This window comes from Candidatus Methylomirabilota bacterium, assembly GCA_035315345.1.
GTDB lineage: Bacteria > Methylomirabilota > Methylomirabilia > Rokubacteriales > CSP1-6 > CAMLFJ01.
Window position 1 is genome coordinate 1 of record DATFYA010000061.1, and the last position, 18,567, is coordinate 18,567.

The window sequence follows — 18,567 nt, forward strand, 5'->3', positions numbered from 1 at the left end:
CCCGGGGCAATCAGCCAGATGCGTGCGAGCGCGATCTCGGGCTGGGCGGCCAGCCCCTCGACGATGCGCTGCAGCACCAGGTCGACCGAGCGTGCCTCCGCGGCGGCGAGCGCAATCGATTGGAGGGCTCGAGGCTCCACACGTTCGTCATACTCCGCGTCGCCCGGTGGCGCAACGGGATCTTGGGGTCAACACGGATATTTGCGACCGCTCACCGGTCGACGACGCGACAAGACTCCCGCCTTGTCGATCTGTTGCGGTCCCCCGGGGCGTTGGAACGAAGATTGCCCGGGACCCCGTCGTGCGCCGTGGCCATATCTGAACGGCGGGCAGCGCATCGTAATGGAACGCAGCACGAGGTTCGAGCCGCCTCGTTGGCCGGGACACGAGGCAGGAGGTGCCCAGATGAGCACGGTGACCGCGCAGGATGGTACGGCGATCTACTACAAGGACTGGGGCCCGAAGAGTGCGCAGCCTCTCGTCTTCCATCATGGCTGGCCCCTGAGCGCCGACGACTGGGACACCCAGATGCTCTACTTCCTGGAGAAGGGGTATCGCGTCGTTGCGCACGACCGCCGGGGCCATGGCCGCTCCGGCCAGGTCAGCGATGGCCACGACATGGACCACTACGCGGCGGACGCGGCCGCGGTGGTGGCCCATCTCGATCTGCGCGACGCCATCCACATTGGCCACTCGACCGGCGGCGGGGAGGCGACCCGCTATGTCGCGCGCCACGGCAAGGGCCGGGTCGCCAAGCTGGTGCTCATCGGCGCGGTGCCGCCGATCATGCTGAAGACACCGGCCAATCCGGGCGGCTTGCCGATCGAGGTCTTCGACGGGCTCCGGCAACAACTCGCCGCCAATCGCGCGCAGTTCTATCGAGATCTCGCGAGCGGCCCGTTCTACAGCTATAACCGGCCAGGCGCGAAGGTGTCCCAGGCCGTGATCGACAACTGGTGGCGTCAGGGCATGATGGGCGGGGCGAAAGCACACTACGACGGTATCAGCGCCTTCTCGGAGACCGACTTCACCGAAGATCTGAAGGTCATCGACGTCCCGGCACTCGTCATGCATGGCGACGACGACCAGATCGTCCCGATCGCCGACTCCGCGCCGCTCTCCGCGAAGCTCCTCGAGAAGGGCACGCTCGAGGTGTACGAGAAGTTCCCGCATGGCATGTGCACGACGCACCCCGACGTGGTCAATGCCGAGCTCCTCGCCTTCATCAAGAGCTGAGCCGGCGCGCGGCCTACAACCCAGGAGGTGGCCATGAAGATCGTCGTCATCGGTGGAACCGGCCTGATCGGCTCGAAAACCATCCCCATTCTGCGCCAACGCGGCCACGAGGCCATCGCCGCCGCACCCAATACCGGCGTCAACACCATCACGGGCGAGGGGCTCGAGGAGGTCATGGTCGGCACGGAGGTCGTCATCGATCTCGCCAATGCGCCCTCATGGGAAGACAAGGCGGTGCTGGAATTCTTCGAGACCTCCGGGCGCAATCTTCTCGACGCGGAGACCGCCGCCGGCGTCCGGCACCATGTCGCGGTCTCGATCGTCGGGACGGATCGGACGCCCGACAATGGCTATTTCCGGGCCAAGGTCGCTCAGGAGAGACTGATCGAGAAGTCCGGCATCCCCTACACCATCATCCGCTCGACTCAGTTCATGGAATTGCTGCCCCACATCGCGACGTCCGCTACCGAGGGAAGCACGGTCCGGGTGTCGCCCGGCCTGTTCCAGCCCATCGCGGCGGACGACGTGGCCGCCGCGGTCGCCGATGTGGCGCTGGCCGCGCCGCGAAACGGCATCGTCGAGATCGCCGGTCCGGAGCGCGCCCCGTTCGACGAAATCGTCGCCCGCTATCTGAAGGCCATCGGCGACCCGCGAACGGTCGTGCGGGACCCCGCGGCCCGCTACTACGGCGGGCGCGTCGAGGAACGCTCGCTCGTGCCGCTGGGCGACGCCCGCCTGGGCCGTATCGGTCTCGACGAATGGCTCCGCCGCTCACCCGCCAGAGCCTGATCCGGAAAGGGCGACCATGACGACCACACTCGTTGCGTTGGCGCTGCTCGGCCTCATGACCGGCACCGCGATGGCTCAGGAGCCCAAGGTCACCTCGCTCATGTCCAAGGATCTTCCGGAGGCGCCCGGCCGGGAAGTGCTGATGCTCACGGTCGAGCATGCCCCCGGCGGATCGAGCGCCATCCACCGGCACAATGCCCAGGCGTTCGTCTACGTGCTGGAGGGCTCGGTGGTGATGCAGCTGAAGGGGGGACAGCCGGTGACACTGACCGCGGGACAGAGCTTCTACGAAGGCCCGGACGACGTTCATCTCGTCGATCGGAATGCCAGCAGTACCCGGCCCGCGAAATTCCTGGTGGTCTTGATCAAGAAGAAGGGCGCCCCCGCGCTCGTGCCCGCGCAGTAGCGATTGGTCGATACGCGGCGCTATTCGCGCCGGCCGCGAAGCGGCCCGGCGCGAAGGCGTCGAGCGCGATCCGCGTGTCCCGACCGAGCACGAGATCGGCGATCGCGTGCCCCATGGCGGGACCGTACAGGATGCCCTTGCGAGCGCCGCCGGTGGCCACGTAGACGCCGTCTAGCCCCGGCACCCCGCCGAGCACGAGGAGCCCGTCGGACGTGACCGGGCGCAGGCAGGCGGTCTGCTGTGCGACCTGCGCGTCCGCCATCACGGGCAACATCCGGACGAGTGCCGCGCCGATGTCGTCGCGGGCCGCCGGCGTCGACTCCTCGTCGAAGCCGGCCTCCTCCTCGGTGGTCCCGGCCCACAAGAGGCCGTCGGTCTTGCTCGTGGCGTAGTTGTGGCCCCAGCCGACGGAGCATTCGACCGGCGGACCGGGGGCCTGCAGGCGAAGGATCTGGCCCTTGAGCGGACGGACGTCGATCGGCGTACCGATCCACTCCGATGCCTCGGCGCTCCAGGGGCCCATCGCGAGCACCGCGGTCGCGCAGCTCAGCACCTCCCGCTCCAGGACCACGCCGGTGATACGCCCGCCGTCTCGCCGCAGCCCGATCGCGCGCCCGTGCCGCAGCACGACGCCGAGGCGCTCGGCCGCCCGGGTGAGGGCCAGGACCAGACGATAGGGCTCGACGGCGCCTCCGCCCTCGATCAGCGCGGCCCCGAGCGTCTCGTCCGAGATCCGCGGCTCCACGCTGAGCGCCTCCGCGCGGTCGAGCCAGCGCACCGCATAGCCCGGCTGCCCCTGCTGCCACGGCAGCGCGGCGCGGAGCCTCCGCACGTCTGCCTCGGTGAAGGCCAGGGCCAGAGAGGCGCGCAGCCGGAAATCGACGTCGATGCCGGTCTCCTCGGCCAGGACCGGCGCCAGCTCACGATGCAACCGCATCCCGTCGTGAGCGATCTCGGCCAGAGGGCCGGGAATGCCGAAGCCGGTCATCGGGCTCAGCCCTCCGTAGGCGAAGCCCGACGCGTGGCTGCCAATCGCGTCGCGCTCCACCACGATGCTCGGCACGCCGGACTTCGCCAGGTAGTAGGCGGCGGCCATGCCCGCGATGCCCCCGCCCACGATCACGACGTCGTCCGAGCTCCGTGCCATGGCCCGCAGATCCTGTCAGAGTTCCCGCGGCGCGGTCAACCGCCACCGGAGCCGGCGGCGGTGGACAGGTCCATTTTTTGGTCTTGGCGTGATCCCGGCCCCCTGCCATGTTCCGTCACGAGGGGCGGCGCCGTGCACTCGGTCGTGGGCTCCCGCCGCCGCCTCGGGGATCCCTATTGCAGAAGAGGAGGTTACGCCATGAAGACTCTCGCCCTGGTCCTCACGCTCACCGCTCTCCTGTTCGGCCCGCTGCCCGCGGCATCAGCTCACGACGCAGAAAAACTCGGGACCGTGCACTTCCCCGTCTCCTGCGCGCCGGCGGTTCAGGCCGACTTCGAGCGCGCGGTCGCGCTGCTGCATTCCTTCTGGTACGAGGAGTCGCTGAAGGCCTTCACCGCGATCACCACCACGGACGCCACGTGCGCGATGGGCTACTGGGGCATCGCCATGAGCGTCTACTACCCGCTCTGGCAGCCGCCGAGCCCGGCGATGCTGCAAAAGGGCGCCTCCGCCCTCGAGAAGACGCGCGGGCTGACCGCCACCCCGCGAGAGAAGGACTACATCGGCGCGATCGAGACCTACTACCGGGACACGGATAAGCTCGACCACCGGGCGCGGGCGGCGGCCTACGAGAAGGCCATGGAGCAGGTGTACCGCCGCTATCCCGACGATCGAGAAGCCGCCGTCTTCTACGCCCTGGCCCTCAACGCCACCGCGGCGCCCACCGACAAGACCTACGCCAACCAGCTCAAGGCGGGCGCCATCCTCGAGAAGGCCTTCGCCGAGCAGCCGGACCACCCGGGCGTCGCGCACTACATCATCCACAGCTACGACTATCCGCCCCTCGCGGGCCGCGGTCTGATCGCCGCTCGAGGCTACGCCAGGACCGCCCCGTCGGTGCCGCACGCCCAGCACATGCCGTCGCACATCTTCACGCGCCTCGGACTCTGGCCGGAATCGATCGACTCCAACCGGGCCTCGGCCAACGCGGGCAAGGCCTACTACGCGCAGCTCGGCAAGGACAGCGTGTGGGATCAGACGCTCCACGCCCTCGACTACATCGTGTACGCCCACCTGCAGGTGGGCCAGGACAAGCAGGCGCGGGCGGTGCTCGAGGATCTCCGCGCCATGCCGAAGTCGGAGCCCGAGAGCTTCGTGGCGGCCTACGCCTATGCCGCGATTCCGGCGCGGGTGGCGCTCGAGCAGCACCGCTGGAGCGAGGCGGCCGACATCCGCCCGGCCTCCACCACGTTCCCGTGGGACCGCTTCGCGTGGGCGGAAGGAATCACCGCCTTCGCGCGGGCGATCGGCGCCGCGCGCAGCGGTGACGCGGCCCGGGCGCGGGCGGAGATCCAGAAGCTCGACGGGTATCGCACGAGCCTCGTGGCCGCCAAGCAGACCTACTGGGCCGAGCAGGTCAACATCCAGCAGCACGCCGCCACCGCGTGGGCCGCGCGGGCCGAGGGCAAGAACGACGAGGCGCTACGGCTCATGCGCGCGGCCGCGGATCTCGAGGACGCCACCGAGAAGCACCCGGTGACGCCCGCGCCGGTCGTGCCCGCGCGCGAGCTGCTGGGCGAGCTGCTGCTGGACCTCAACCAGCCCGCCCAGGCGCTGGTGGAGTTCGAGGCCTCGGCGTCGCGAGAGCCCAACCGCTTCAACGGCCTCGCCGGCGCGGCGCGCGCCGCCGAGCTCTCCGGCAATCCCGCGAAGGCCAGGACCCTCTACGCCAAGCTGGTCGCGATGTGCGACCGTGCCGACGGCGATCGGCCCGCGCTGCGCCACGCCAAGGCGGTGCTGGCGAAGTGACCGACCGCGGGCGTCGGAGCCGTTCCGGCGCCCGCTCTCGCGGTCCGGGCCTGACGGCCACCAGCTCGTGATCAGCCGAGCTGCCTCACTGCCGGCGAGCACGGCTTGCGGAGTCCGGCCCAGTCCCCTATGCTGCCTGCCCACAAGGCCCGGGTCACGGGATCGAACCGCCAGGAGGAACCGCCATGAGTCGGAGACCGACGCTCCTCACGGTCGTCCTTCTCGTCAGCCTCGCGATCCAGCCCGCCCACGCGCAGCAAGGCCCGACCCAGGCGGAGCTCGACGCGGCGGCCTCCAACGCCGCGGATTGGCTGCTCCCCAACCACGACTACGGCGGGCAGCGCTTCGTGGACGCGACGGAGATCACCCGCGACAATGCGAGCCGGCTGCGCCCCGCGTGTGTCTTCGAGACTCACGAGCTGCGCCCGTTCTACACCAGCCCGCTCGTCTACCGCGGGATCATGTACCTCACCAGCTCGCAGTCGACGATCGCCCTGGACGCGGCTACGTGTCAGGTTCAATGGCGGCACGACTGGACGCCCAAAGCCAGGAGGAACTGGCCGCAAAGCCGCGGCGTCGCCCTGAAGGAGGGCATGCTCATCCGGGGCACCACCGATGGATACCTCCTGGCGCTCGACGCGTTGACCGGCCGGCTGCTCTGGGAGCGAGCGGCGGCGGACGCGGACCGCGGCGAGACCTTCACGATGGCGCCGCTCATCTTCGAGGATCTCGTCATCATCGGCCCGGCCGGCAATGAAGTCCCGGTGCGGGGCTGGGTGGGCGCCTTCCGCGGCGCGACCGGTGAAGCGGTGTGGCGGTTCAACACGCGGCCGGCGGCCGGCGAACCGGGCGCCGAGACATGGAGCCTGACCGAGGCCGTGACCGGCGGCGGCGCGGTGTGGACGCCCATGTCCCTGGACCCAGCCGCGGGGCTGCTCTTCGTCGCGGTCGGCAATCCAGCACCGGACTTCTTCGGCGACGTCAGGCAGGGCGCCAATCTCTACACCAACTCGCTGGTCGTGCTCGATGCGCGAACCGGCCAGCTCGTGTGGCACTACCAGGCAGTCCCGCACGACCTGCACGACTGGGACCTGACGCAGGTCAGCCCGCTCTTCACCGCGGAGGTCAACGGCACGCCGCGGCGGCTCGTGGCGGTCGTAGGCAAGGACGGCCTTTTGCACGTGCTCGACCGGGAGAGCCACGAGCATCGCTACGAGGTGGCGGTCACCCGTCGAGAGAACGCCGACGTGCCGCCCACGCTCGAAGGCGTCCGCGCGTGCCCGGGCCCACTCGGCGGGGTCCAGTGGAACGGGCCAGCCTTCAACCCCGGGACCAACATGCTGTACGTGAACTCGGTGGACTGGTGCGGCACGTTCAAGAAGGCCGAGGAGCTCGAGCACGTGTTGGGACGCAACTACATGGGTGGACGGTTCGTCCCGGATCCAGCTGAGCCGGCCCGCGGCTGGCTGACCGCCGTCGATGCCTCGACCGGCGCGATCCGCTGGCGGTATCGTTCACCCCGCCCGATGCTCGCGGCGATCACCACCACGTCCACCGACCTGCTGTTCACGGGGGAGCTCGACGGCGACTTCCTCGTCCTCGACGGACGTGACGGCGCCGTGCTCTACCGCTTCAACACCGGCGCCGCGATGGCCGGCGGGGTCGTCACCTACCAGCTGGCCGGCACGCAATACGTCGCGGCGGCCTCGGGCGCCACGACCTATTTCTGGGGAACCCAGTTGACCTCGGCCCGCGTGACCATCTTCGCCCTGCCCTCGCCTGGAGCCGACTAGTCTCCTTGAGCCTGCTTTGCCGAAGATAGCGCCGCGACGCTCACCGCCGACGACTCGCCGCCCCAGAGCCAAGCCGTACGCGCCGCCGCCCGGCAGCGATGCTGCGGCTCTACTGGCCCAAAGAGCAGGCCCCGTCGATCTTGAACGGCACGTAAGTTCCGCCGGCGGTGACGCCCGCCAGCTAGGCACCCCGCGGTCGGCGGCCGCGCACCGGTTCGCGCGCTCACGCCCGGTGAGGTCGGAAGTTTTAGCCGGTAGTTCCTACCGGGTTCGGAAGCATCGCCGGCGAGGCGCCGGCCGCTCGGCGCCACCTCGGCGCGACGCGCCCTCGCCGCCGGGATCGCAAGTCTGCATCGTACCTGTCGACGTGCTTGGCGCCTCCCCCTTGGAGGCGCCAGGCGCCCCGATGCTGGATATCCGGAGCATCTCGCTGGCACCGCGCTTGCCATTTCGATGACGACCGCCACGTCATGTCGCGGCGAGAAGGGCAACCGATGATCGCCTTGATCTCCCGCATCCTCGATGTATCCAACACGCTACGCGCTCTGAAACAGCGACGTGCGATCTGGGCGCGTCGGTCCCACGGCGAGAAGATATTGTTGCAGCGCTATGCCCGCCTGCATGGGACCCCGCTGAACGTGACGAATCCGCGGACCTTCACCGAGAAGCTGTTCTGCCGAATGATCGCGTGGAACCGAGGGCACGACCCCATCTTCACGCAACTCACCGACAAGTATGCGGCGAGGGACTATGTGCGCAGCCGGGTGGGCGAGCAGCCCCTGGTCGAGCTGCTCTGGCACGGGACCGATCCTCGCGCGATTCCGTTCGACGCGCTGCCGGCCTCGTACGTCGTCAAGACGAACCATGCGTGCGGGCAGGTCATCCTCGTCGAGGGAAAGGCCGACGACACCGAGATCGTCGACAAGGTGTCGGCCTGGCTGAAGAGCAATTTCTACTGGGTGCACCGAGAGCGGCAGTACTACGACATCGAGCCGCGCGTCATCGTGGAGGAGTATCTACGAAACCAGGACGGCAGCCGCCCTCTGAACTACAAGTTCTGGTGCTTCGGGGGAACGCCGGAGGTCATTCATGTCAGCAACTATGCCCACAACCTGAACTCCTTCTTCGACCCCCACTGGAATCTGCTCGATCTGCATTATCGGGAGGGTGTCGCCCGGCCCGCGATCCCCAGGCCGATCGACTTCGAGCGCATGATCCAGATCGCCTCGCAGCTGTCCGCCGGCTTCGATTTCGTGCGCGTGGATCTGTACAACCTCGACGGCCGAATCTGCTTCGGCGAGCTGACCTTTACCCCGATGGCCGGCGATCTGACGCTGCGGCCGGAGAGCTGGGACCTCGCGCTCGGCGAGAAATGGAAGATGGCGTCCACGGCTCACACCAGGAAGCGGACGTCGGAGCCGTACGTCGGATACGCGTAGATCACCTCCTTCATCTGCGCCGCCGGGATGCGCAGCCGAATGGCCATGGCGAACAGGTTGATCACCTCGTCGGCCTGCGGACCGAGCAGGTGCGCGCCGAGGATCCGGTCGGTGCCCTCCTCGACGAGCACCTTGGCCCCCGAGGTGGTCTCCCCGACCCGACGGGTGTGGAACCAGCCCGAGGTATCGTGCCGGCTCGTGCGGAACGCCAGGCCCGCGGCCCGGGCGGCCACCTCGGTGAGCCCGGCCGAGGCCAGCGGCGGCAACGTGAAGACCGCCGAGGCGATGCCCTCGTAGCTCGGGCGGCGCCGGTTGCCCTCCAGCAGGTTCGTGGTCAGGACGGCCGCGTCGTGGTCCGCCTTCGGGGTGAGCTGCGGCCCGCTGGCCGCCGCGTCGCCCCCGGCGTACACCGCGGGATTGGACACGCTCTGCAAGAACTCGTTGACGACGACGCCCCGCCTCTCGCGCTTCACCCCGGCCGCCTCCAGATCCAGATCGTCCAGCTGAGGCGCCCGGCCGGCGCCGTGCACGGCCAGGTCGGTCTCGAAGCGCATCTCCTCCCCGCTCCGCGTGCCCCGCACCACGAGGCGGCCGCCGTCGCGCTCGACGGCGCGCACCTCCACGCCCAACTCCACGCGGATGCCGAGCTCGCGCGTCCGCTTCACCAGCAGGTCGACCAGGTCGGGATCGAACGCTTCGAGCGGCCGCGCCCCCCGGTGGAGGATCGTCGCCTCGACGCCTGCTCGCGCCGCCACGTGGGCGAACTCGAACGAGATGAAGCCGCCGCCCACGAAGACGATCCGGGGTGGCAGGCGATCGAGGTCCAGGAACTGCTCGCTGGTGGTCAGCCGGTCTGCGCCCGGGAACCCGAGCGGGATCGGCATCGCCCCCGCCGCGATGAGCACCCGCCGGCCGGTGAGCCGATCCGCCCCGACCGCCAGGGTGGCGGGACCGACGAACCGGGCGCGGCCGTGGACCTGCTCGATGCCCGCGCTGGCCCACGCCTGCTCGGTGCGCTCGGTGGTGCCCCCGATCAGCGAGCGCTTGAAGCGTATCAGGGCGGCCCAGTCGAGGGTGAGCGAGCCCGCAGGCACGCCGTGGTCGGCCAGGTCCCGCGCGGCGTGCACCGCTTCGGCCGCGCCGACCAGGATCTTCTTGGGCACGCAGCCCCGGAGGGCGCAGGTGCCCCCGAAGGGACGCGAGTCCACCACCGCGACGCTCCACCCGGCCTCCCGGCACCGTGAGGCCACCGCCGCTGTCACGCCCGTTCCGACGACGACCAGATCGAACTGTCGGTCCATGAGTCATCCTCCCGCCGGCCCCGGCTGGTCCGCCCGGCGCCCTGTCGTCAGGATACGCCGCGATGAGATTGCGGTGGCGTAAAGCCGATGCGTTCGAGGCATTGCTGACCCCCGCAACGCATGAGCCCTTGACGGTGGCCGGGCCCGAGCGCGATTCTAGCGTCGAGCACAGGCCTGGCCGGATGGCCGCTTCCCTTTCCCAGCGAGCCGAGGTAACGCGCGATGGGAACGCTCGAGGCATTCGCCGAGATCGCCCCCTACCTCCAGAATCCGCTGGTACTGGTGGGTTTTGGGCTGCTGCTGGTCTTCAGCCTCTATCGTCGCGTGGCGCGAGCCGACACCCTGGCGGCAACGCGCCTGTCGCGTTACGCCTTCACGATCGCGGTGCTGCTCATTGTCCTGGGATTCAGCGCCGAGCTCCATCGACAGCATCAAGCCGTCCGGCTGGAAGAGCTCAAGAGCGCGGCGCGCGCCGGCTGGCAGGCCCAGTTCACCATGGAATGCCTGCGTCGCAATCCGGGGGCGTTCCCTCAGTGCGAGCAGTTTGCCGAGATCCACGGCAAACGGATCGATGAGGCGTTCGCCGTCATCGGACGGAAGATCGCCGACAAGACCCGCATCGAATCGGCGCTGACTCAGGCCAAGGAAGGAAAGCCGCAGGCGCTCGACGCGCTCCTCCAGGAAGCCGAAGACCGTGAGGCGGCCAAGGGACCCGCCGCCAATCGAGCGGCGGCCAAGATCGCCCGGCTGCGGGGCGGCCTCGCATTCGGACACGATCTTCCGAAAGCCACCGCGGCGTTTCGCCGATCCGTCGAGCGCGACCCGGCCGCCGACGAGGGCTGGCGCGGCCTGGGGTTCGCCCTGCTCATGACCGGCGACTCGGCGGGGGCGGAGGCCGCTTACCGCAAAGCCAGCGACCTGGCGCAAGGGACGGACGCCCGGGCCGAAGTCCATGCGGAGCTCGGCGGATTGTACCTCGTTCGTGGCGACGTCAATCGAGCGGAGCCCATGTGGCAAGAAGCCCTGGACGGCTTCAAGGCCGCGGACGACAAGAAGGGCATGGCCCGCGCGAGCTTCGGGCTCGGGCTCGTGTCGCTCCTTCGCGGCGACGTCGACCCTGCCGAAGGCTTCCTCCGTCGAGCCCTGGGCTTCACCGAGGCGGTGGGCGATGACGGCCAGCTGGCGTCCATCGATGTGGTGCTGGCCCATGTGTATCTGCTGCGCGGTGATCTGGACCGTGCGGAGTCCGCCGCGCGTACGAGCCTGGACCTTTTCAAGGCGCGCGGCTTCACGATGGGCATGGCCCAGAGCTACGCGGCGCTTGGCGCGGTGCTGGAGACCCGTGGTGACCCGGGGCAGGCGGAAGCCATGGTCCGCGAGGCTCTGAAGATCAACGAAGCCCTGGACTACAAGATCGGGATGGCCCAGGGCTACCACCGCCTGGGCCACCGGTACCGGGACCGGGGAGAGCTGGATCAGGCCGAGACGATGTACCGAAAGGGCTTGCAAACCGCAGAAGCGGCGGGCGCCCAGGTGAACGCGGGCCTGACGCACGGGAGCCTGGGCAACGTATACCGGCTCCGCGGCGATCTCGACCAGGCCGAGATCTCCCATCGCACGGCCTTGCAGATCTTCCAGACCCAGGGCGCCAGGATGGTCATGGCGTTGCCGTACCACGGCCTCGGGCTCGTATCGAAGGATCGCGGCGATCTCGACCAGGCCGAGTCGCTGTACCGCAAGGCGCTGGAGCTGTACCACGCCACCGGAAGCCCGGAAGGCATGGCGGAGATGTATCGCGGCCTCGGGGACGTTGCTCTCGCTCGGCGCGACCCCGGGCAGGCGGAGGCATTGCAGCGCCGGTCGCTGGAGATCCTGGAGCGCCTGGGTTTCAAGGCAGGCCTGGCCGATACCCAGCGGAGCCTCGGCGATGTCTATCGGGCTCGCGGCGATCTTGCCGAGGCCGATCGCCTCTACCGTCAAGCGCTCGCGACCCATGAGGCGCTGGGCCACACGTACGAGCAGGCCATCGATACCGTCGACCTCGCGCAGGTTCACAGCGCGCGCGGCCAGCTGGACGAGGCCGAGGCGCTGTACCGCCGGGCCCTCCTTCTGTTTCAAGAGATGAAGGCACGCCCGAAGATCGTCTCGGTGCAGGCCCTGCTGGACGGCATGTCGAAGCAGCGAGCGGCGACCGGCCGCTCCGGAGCGACGAAGTAGGGCCGAGGGCGCGGGCCGGTCAGTCCCTCCGGCTCGGGCGCGCCGGCCGCCGCGACTGGCTTCGGCCAGTCCCGGCCGAACGGCGAGAGCGGGCTCTCGGCGGCCGGGTACCCTCGCGAGACGCGGCGTCCAGCTCGATCCCGAACACCGACGAGAGCTGATCGGAGGCGATGGAGCGTCGGCCGCTCTTCCCGGACGACTCCGTCGTGAGGCGCTCGGTCGCATGCGTCACGAGGTCGGTGGCAGTCACCCGGCGCAGACGGAAGAGCAGCTCCGGATCTTCGTCCAGGCGAATGCCCACCCCGTAGAGCGTGGCCCCGACGTGCTTGCAGAGCCAGCCGCCACCCGAGCCGTCCGGGCACGTGCAGCGATAGGAGATCTCCGCCGGCACCGGGAACAGCCCCGTCCCCTGGTGGCACACGTGGGCCATCACTCCCTCGTCGAAGCGCCCGGCGAGCAGCTCGACGACGGACTCGATCCTACCCGCCGCGCCCTTCACCAGCGCCTTCCAGCGCGAGGCGGGCATGGGCTTGATCGCCACGCGGATCTCGTAGACGTCCGATCCGCTCACGAGCGCGACGACGGCGCCCGACTGGATCTGCAGATCGATGACGAGCCCGTTCCGCAGGTAGCGCCGCCCGCGCTCGAGCCGGTTGGCCAGCGTGGCATACGCGGCGAGGTTGTCGCACCAGGCGCGTCCCCAGAAGGTGCGGGCGAGCACGCGGCTCCGGGTCTTCGGGACCACCGGCGCGAGCCTCCGTCCCTCCCGTCGCAGCTCGGCCGCGTGCCGTTCGCCGACGAGCCGGCGGTCGGCGATGGACACGTAGCTCGGCCACCGCGACCAGCCCGTGAACGAGGACTCGGCCGCCTTCGCGCGCCACCGGTCGAACGCCGCCTTCGGGTCGCGCGCCATCACGTCTCGAGCGCGCTCTTCCAGTCGAGGGCCACGACGCGGAGCAGCTCGGCGTCGCTCAGCTCGGTCAGGATCGCCACGCCGTCGGCCTCGAGCACCTGGCGCGCCAGGCGCTGCTTCTCGCCGATCATGGCGTCGATCCGCTCCTCGACCGTGCCGCGACAGAGGAACTTGTGCACGAGCACATTGCGCTTCTGCCCGATACGGAACGCGCGGTCGGTGGCCTGGTCCTCCACCGCGGGGTTCCACCAGCGGTCGAAGTGGATCACGTGGGACGCCGCGGTCAGGTTCAGGCCGGTGCCGCCCACCTTCAGCGAGAGAACGAAGAACGGCGCGCTCGCGTCGTCCTGGAAGCGCTCCACCAGCTCCCGGCGCTCACGCACCGGCGTCGATCCGTGCATGACCAGACCGGGCCGTCCGAACACGCCCTCGAGGAAGCGGGCCAACGGCTCGGCCATCTCCCGGAACTGGGTGAAGACCAGCGCCTTCTCCTGCTTGTCGGCGACGACCTCGGCCAGCTCGCGGAGCCGCCCGAACTTGCCGCTCGACTCGGGTGCCCACGCACCGTCCTTGAGCCAGTGCGACGGGTGATTGCAGATCTGCTTGAGCCGCATGAGGGACGCGAGGATCGCGCCCCGGCGCTCGATCCCCGCGACGCGCTCGAGCGTTGCGGCGAGATGCCGCACCGACTGCTGGTAGAGCACGGCCTGGAGCTTCGTCAGCCCACAGTAGGCGCGCATCTCCGTCTTTTCCGGCAGGTCGGCGATGATCTGCCGATCGGTCTTGAGCCGCCTCAGGATGTACGGTCTCGTCAGCTCGCGGAGCGGCGCGTAGCCGCCGGGCCGCTCCCCGAGCTGCTTGACGAACGACGTGAACGCGCGGGCCGAGCCGAGGAGCCCCGGGTTCAGGAAGTCGAAGAGCGACCAGAGATCGCCCAGGCGGTTCTCGACCGGCGTGCCGGTGAGCGCGATGCGGCTGCGCGCCCTGAGCGCCTTCACCGCGCGCGTCTGCCGGGTGCCGGGATTCTTGATCGCCTGCGCCTCATCGAGAACCACGAGTGGCCATTGCGCCTGCGCGACCCACGGCAGGCGGTGGACGAAGCCGTACGTGGTGATCACGAGGTCGGCGCCGGCCGCATCCTCCGCCGTCATCTCCTCCATCGGCTTCTCGGCCATCGACGGATGGGCGACCGCGACGCGGAGCGACGGCGCGAACCGCTCGATCTCGGCTTTCCAGTTGGCGATGAGCGAGGCCGGCACCACCAGGAGCGCAGCGTGCCGCTCGGGCGCCGGGCCGTCGGGACGTTCTCTCCGGGCGAGCAGGAGGGCCAGCACCTGGAGCGTCTTGCCGAGGCCCATGTCGTCGGCCAGGCACGCCCCGAGCCCGAGCCGCTGCAGCAGCGCGAGCCAGCGCACCCCCACGCGCTGATAGGGGCGCAGCTCGGCGCGGAGATCGCGCGGTAGCGGCGCCTCGCGGAGACCGCCGGGGCCGCGCAAGCCGTCGAGCGCGTCCTGCAGCCAGCGGCCCGCGGTCACCTGGGACCACTCGGCCGCCTCCGGCGGCGGCGCGGCGGCGGCGCCGTCGTCGAGCGCGGCGCCGGAGAGGAGGCGCATGCCCTCGATGAAGCCGAGCCCGTCGGCTCCCGCGGCCGCCTTGACCTTCTTCCAGTGCTCGAGAGCCTCCCGGAGCCGCGCCGGGTCGAGCTCGACCCACTTGCCGCGGATCAGCGCCAGCCCCTGGGTCGACGCGGCCACCTGCTCCAGATCGGCGTCGGTGAGCGTCTGGCCGTCGAGCGTCACGCGCACGTCGAAGTCGAGCAGCGCGTCGGTCCCGAAGCCACCCGGCACTTTCGAGCCGACGGTCACCTGGACCTGCGGGCGCGGCGGTCGCCGCGCCGACCACCAGTCCGGTACCCGCACGACCACGCCCGACTCCTCGAAGACCGGGATGCCCTTCAGGAATCGGTACGCCTCGTCGGGAGTGAGCGCGAGCGGCCGGTACACGTCGCCCGAGTCGACCAGGTCGCGGAGCAGCTCGCTCCGCGCCGCCGCGCGCTGCACCGGCTCGAGGAGCGCGAGAAGCTTCGGGCGGTTGCCCGCGCCGGCGTACTCGCGGATGGCCTCGCCGAGCGGGCGATGTCGCGGCTTGCCGCGCGCGCCGAGCCGCGTGGTGTAGGTGGCGAGGAAGGCGAACGGCGCCGACGCGTCCGCGCGGTTCTCCGCCAGGTGGAAGTGCACGCGTCCGACCAGGTGCCACGCGCCGCTCCGGGACTGGAGGTACGCCTCGACCGTCCCGTCGAACTCCGCCAGCTCGTGGCGGCACGCCGCGTGAAGGTCGTCCCACCGGGCCGCGAGCGTGCCCAGCCCCAGGTACTCACCCCCCGGCATCGGCGGCGCGCCGAGCAACCGCGCCGCCATGTCCCGGTCGGGAAACGGCACGCTCAGGCGCTTGCGATGGGCCTCGAGATCCGGCAGGGCGCAGAGATGCCCCACGAACGTGCGCCCGACGTCGCGCCAGAACGCGAGAACGGGGGGCAGTGGCGCGTCGGCGAGGGCCGCTCCCATGTCGAGCAGGCCGTGCCCGGCCCCGCGAGCGAAGGCCCCCCGGATCCGCTCGGCCACCGCCGCCTCGAGCGGTGCGGCGTCGCCATCCTCGCGCAGCACGAGTCCCCCACCCGGAGTGAGCGCCAGCACCAGGCCGCGCGCTTGGTGGTCCGCGTCGGAGGCCTCCCCTCTCCCCCGCCGGGGGAGAGGGTCAGGGTGAGGGGGCCTCATCCCGCCACGCGCGGGTCATCGGCGCCAGACGGAAGGGCGGCTCCGCCGGCCCGCGCCGCGATCGGAGTCTCGCGAGCTCCGGCGACCCGAGACGCGCGAGGAGCGCGAGATATTCCGCGAGCGGGATCCGCCGCGCCGCGCGCGTCCTCTGCAACGCGACGACGTCGCCTGCCGTCGTCGGCAGGTCGTGATCGAGCATCAGGTGCTCGTCACGAGAGTCGCTTGATCTCATGATACCGATCCTCGAGTCCGCGCGCTCGAAGTACCCGGCGCAGTATAGCATCGACCACGGCGGCGGCTCAGCGGCCGGACCGATGCCGGCGGCTCTGTCGTCGCTCGATCGCCTCACCCCAGCGGGAGAGGAATGCGACGACGAACGCATGCTCCCAGGCCGGATCGACGGCCAGCTGCGCGAGGGCCGCCGAGAGGCGCCCCGCCCCCGCCTACGCTTTCAGCCGGCAGCGCATGGTCCGGATTATACGGTCCCGAGGCGGATCCGGAGTGCTCTCGTCGCGGGTGCACGTTGCCGGCCCTCCGACCCGGTGCTACAGTGCCTATCCGGCGGGGGAGGTTTCTGGAGATTGGATGTCGCGTCTCTTATGAACGCGCGAAAGAACACTGAAGAGTTCACTCGCCACGCGCGACGTGTTCGATTCAGACTCTCTGGTGCACCAGAGTCCCCGGTTTCTATGGACCTCCTCCGCCACCTCTTCTGATCGCCATGCCTGCCCACGCTGGCTTCGCCGCCGCGATCACCATTCGCGACCGTGTGCTCGCCGCGGCCCTGCTGACCGCCTATCGCGCCGGCCAGATTGATCACGCCATCGTCCGCTCATTCGGTCCGCTGACCGGACCGCGCGGCAGCGTCAACCTCTTCTTCCCGTCCCCGGAGGTCGTCTTTTCGGACACCGATCCGGCGCACGCCCTGCTGCGGTTCAATGGCTGGGGCACCCTGGGGGTGCGGCTGCTTCCGGTGGGACCGGGCGAATCGCGCACCGTCCAATGGCAGGCCGACCTGCGGGTCACCGCCACCTCGTCATCGATCGGCGGAACCGTCTTTCTCTCGGCAGAGGCCGAGGACTACCGGCTCGTCGACTGGCAATTCGACGTGGTGAGCGGAACCGCGTTTTCGGACGCCGCGCAGGCGTTCTTCCACGACGTGAGCTTCACCACGCAGGTGGAGACCTGGTTGCAAGCCGCCGTCGGCGATCTCCTGTTCCCGGTGATCGACTTCGGCTTTCTCGGTCCCTTCGCAAGCGCGGCGTTCACGACCATCGCCCTCAAGGTCGTGGACGGCGCGCTGCTGCTCGGGTTCGACGTGGACACCGGGACCTTCTCGACGACCGGCGATCCCGCACAGCTGGACAACTTCGCCGGCGTCAGCGACGACATCGCGGTGGTGATCAATCCGCATGCGGTGAGCAGCATGATGGGCGCGGCCCGGCAACGAGTTCAGGACCAGATCGACGAATACGACGCCACCCTCGAATCGCTCGACATCGCCTGCGAGGAGGGGCAGTTCCGCGTCAGCGGCCGTGCCAGCAAGACGGGCGGCGCGGTCAACTTCACCCTCGCGGTCCTGCCTCACATGGTGTACAGCCGGCCCGGCGCCTTCATTCCGCTGGCGAAGAAGACCATGGTGGTAAAGCCGCGGACCTGGCGCGCGCTCTGGTTCAGCCCGACCGAGCCCGAGGTCGACGTGGATCGGTCGTGGTGGGTGCAGGTGTTCGTCGAAGGCCTGCTCGGAGCCATCACCCTCGGATTCGTGACGTTCGCGGTGGAGGCGCTCATCTCCGAGATCGCGCGGAACATCACCGGCGGTATCGCCAGCTCGGACCTGAATCCGGAGGGCCCGACGCCGCTGGTGCGCCGTTTCGGCGATCCCCCGACTCGCTTCGCGATCGAGCGGTTCGAGATCCACCCGACCGGCATCTTCATGGGGATCAGCTCGCGGCTGGAAGCGCCGCCCCCGCAGCTGAGCGGTCTGCGCTCCATCCCGCGGACCTTCGCGGGCCGCAACTTGCGCTACGAGGTGCGCCTGCCCTTCGAGGCGCTTCCCGGCGATCCCTTCCTGCGCGTTCGCTGGACGGTGGTGGACCTGGACTCGGGCAGCGTGCTCTTGAGCGACGACGCGGTGGCGGCGAACCGTCCGCGACTGGTGTTCGCCCCGGCGGCGGTGGGGTCGCAGGTGACACGCTTCGCGGTGGGCTGTCGCGTGTATCGCGCGCTGGGCCCCTTCGCCACGGAGCTGCTGAACGAGACCATCCGCCTACAGCTCGGCGCCCCGCTGGCCCCGGGTGCCTTCATGAGGTGGCGCTACGACGTCAAGAACCCGCAGATCGCCCTGGACGACGCCACCGACCAGTACTCGTACCGGGGCGATCTCGTCGTGCGGCGCTGGTCGAAGTTCCATCGCGCCGACAAGCCGTGCCAGAACGCGCAGCACCGCTCCCGCTACGTCTACGCCGACGAGGTGCGCGACGATCTGCCATTCCCCATAGAGGACATGGACGGCAACCGCTACCGGCTGTGCGACTATTGCTTCTTCGGCGGGCCCGGTTCGACCATCTCGTCCCTCTAGCAGGCCCTCATCGAGATCGTCGCGCCCGGCTAGATGCCCAGCGCCTCGACCACGAGCCGCCCCAGCTCCCGGCGGAGCTTCTCGCGTACGCGCGCGTGGGACCGGCTCCGGTTCAGATTGCGTAGCTCGAACGGATCGGTCTCGAGATCGTACAGCTCGTCG

The 18,567-nt window shown here is 69.8% G+C and carries 13 protein-coding genes; 8 read left to right on the forward strand and 5 right to left on the reverse strand.

Annotation, left to right across the window (positions count from 1 at the left end; all coding sequences use genetic code 11):
• Window positions 1–405 precede the first annotated feature (405 nt).
• Genes VKN16_07505 through VKN16_07515 form a run of 3 tightly spaced genes read left to right on the forward strand, consistent with a single transcriptional unit; the run spans window position 406 to window position 2,431 of the window.
• The gene (locus tag VKN16_07505; protein HME94043.1) at window positions 406–1,236 is read left to right on the forward strand and encodes an alpha/beta hydrolase; all 831 of its coding nucleotides are present in this window, start codon (window positions 406–408) and stop codon (window positions 1,234–1,236) included.
• Window positions 1,237–1,269: 33 nt separating this feature from the next.
• Window positions 1,270–2,025 (forward strand): SDR family oxidoreductase, encoded by a 756-nt coding sequence (locus tag VKN16_07510; protein ID HME94044.1) that lies wholly within the window; start codon window positions 1,270–1,272, stop codon window positions 2,023–2,025.
• Window positions 2,026–2,041: 16 nt separating this feature from the next.
• Window positions 2,042–2,431 carry a cupin domain-containing protein gene (locus VKN16_07515; protein ID HME94045.1) on the forward strand — a complete coding sequence of 130 codons (390 nt, stop codon included), beginning with the start codon at window positions 2,042–2,044 and terminating at the stop codon, window positions 2,429–2,431.
• Here VKN16_07515 and VKN16_07520 read toward each other — a convergent pair.
• The gene (locus VKN16_07520) at window positions 2,391–3,578 is read right to left on the reverse strand and encodes an FAD-dependent oxidoreductase (protein ID HME94046.1); all 1,188 of its coding nucleotides are present in this window, start codon (window positions 3,576–3,578) and stop codon (window positions 2,391–2,393) included. The two genes, VKN16_07515 and VKN16_07520, sit on opposite strands and share 41 nt — an antisense overlap.
• A gap of 198 nt (window positions 3,579–3,776) precedes the next feature.
• On the opposite strand from VKN16_07520, the gene VKN16_07525 reads away from it, so the two are divergent.
• From VKN16_07525 to VKN16_07535, 3 genes are all read left to right on the forward strand, one after another.
• Window positions 3,777–5,387, forward strand: a complete 1,611-nt coding sequence (locus tag VKN16_07525; protein ID HME94047.1) for a hypothetical protein — start codon at window positions 3,777–3,779, stop codon at window positions 5,385–5,387.
• Window positions 5,388–5,572: 185 nt separating this feature from the next.
• The gene (locus VKN16_07530; GenBank protein HME94048.1) at window positions 5,573–7,180 is read left to right on the forward strand and encodes a PQQ-binding-like beta-propeller repeat protein; all 1,608 of its coding nucleotides are present in this window, start codon (window positions 5,573–5,575) and stop codon (window positions 7,178–7,180) included.
• Between the two features lie 494 nt (window positions 7,181–7,674).
• On the forward strand, window positions 7,675–8,619 hold the full coding sequence (locus VKN16_07535) for an ATP-grasp fold amidoligase family protein (GenBank protein ID HME94049.1): 945 nt from the start codon (window positions 7,675–7,677) through the stop codon (window positions 8,617–8,619).
• Here VKN16_07535 and VKN16_07540 read toward each other — a convergent pair.
• Window positions 8,574–9,920, reverse strand: coding sequence for an NAD(P)/FAD-dependent oxidoreductase (locus VKN16_07540; GenBank protein ID HME94050.1), 1,347 nt, complete (start codon window positions 9,918–9,920; stop codon window positions 8,574–8,576). The genes VKN16_07535 and VKN16_07540 overlap by 46 nt on opposite strands.
• Window positions 9,921–10,142: 222 nt before the next feature.
• On the opposite strand from VKN16_07540, the gene VKN16_07545 reads away from it, so the two are divergent.
• On the forward strand, window positions 10,143–12,137 hold the full coding sequence (locus VKN16_07545) for a tetratricopeptide repeat protein (protein ID HME94051.1): 1,995 nt from the start codon (window positions 10,143–10,145) through the stop codon (window positions 12,135–12,137).
• A gap of 19 nt (window positions 12,138–12,156) precedes the next feature.
• Here the strand turns inward: VKN16_07545 and VKN16_07550 are convergent, their stop codons facing one another.
• The 3 genes from VKN16_07550 to VKN16_07560 form a co-directional block, all read right to left on the reverse strand.
• On the reverse strand, window positions 12,157–13,050 hold the full coding sequence (locus VKN16_07550) for an SWIM zinc finger family protein (protein HME94052.1): 894 nt from the start codon (window positions 13,048–13,050) through the stop codon (window positions 12,157–12,159).
• Entirely contained in the window at window positions 13,050–15,743 is a 2,694-nt protein-coding gene (locus tag VKN16_07555) for a DEAD/DEAH box helicase (protein HME94053.1), read from the reverse strand. The genes VKN16_07550 and VKN16_07555 overlap by 1 nt, the downstream gene beginning before the upstream one ends.
• 61 nt (window positions 15,744–15,804) lie before the next feature.
• Entirely contained in the window at window positions 15,805–16,023 is a 219-nt protein-coding gene (locus VKN16_07560; GenBank protein HME94054.1) for a hypothetical protein, read from the reverse strand.
• A gap of 522 nt (window positions 16,024–16,545) precedes the next feature.
• Between VKN16_07560 and VKN16_07565 the strand changes: the two genes are divergently transcribed.
• Window positions 16,546–18,405 carry a hypothetical protein gene (locus VKN16_07565; protein HME94055.1) on the forward strand — a complete coding sequence of 620 codons (1,860 nt, stop codon included), beginning with the start codon at window positions 16,546–16,548 and terminating at the stop codon, window positions 18,403–18,405.
• Window positions 18,406–18,567: the final 162 nt, after the last annotated feature.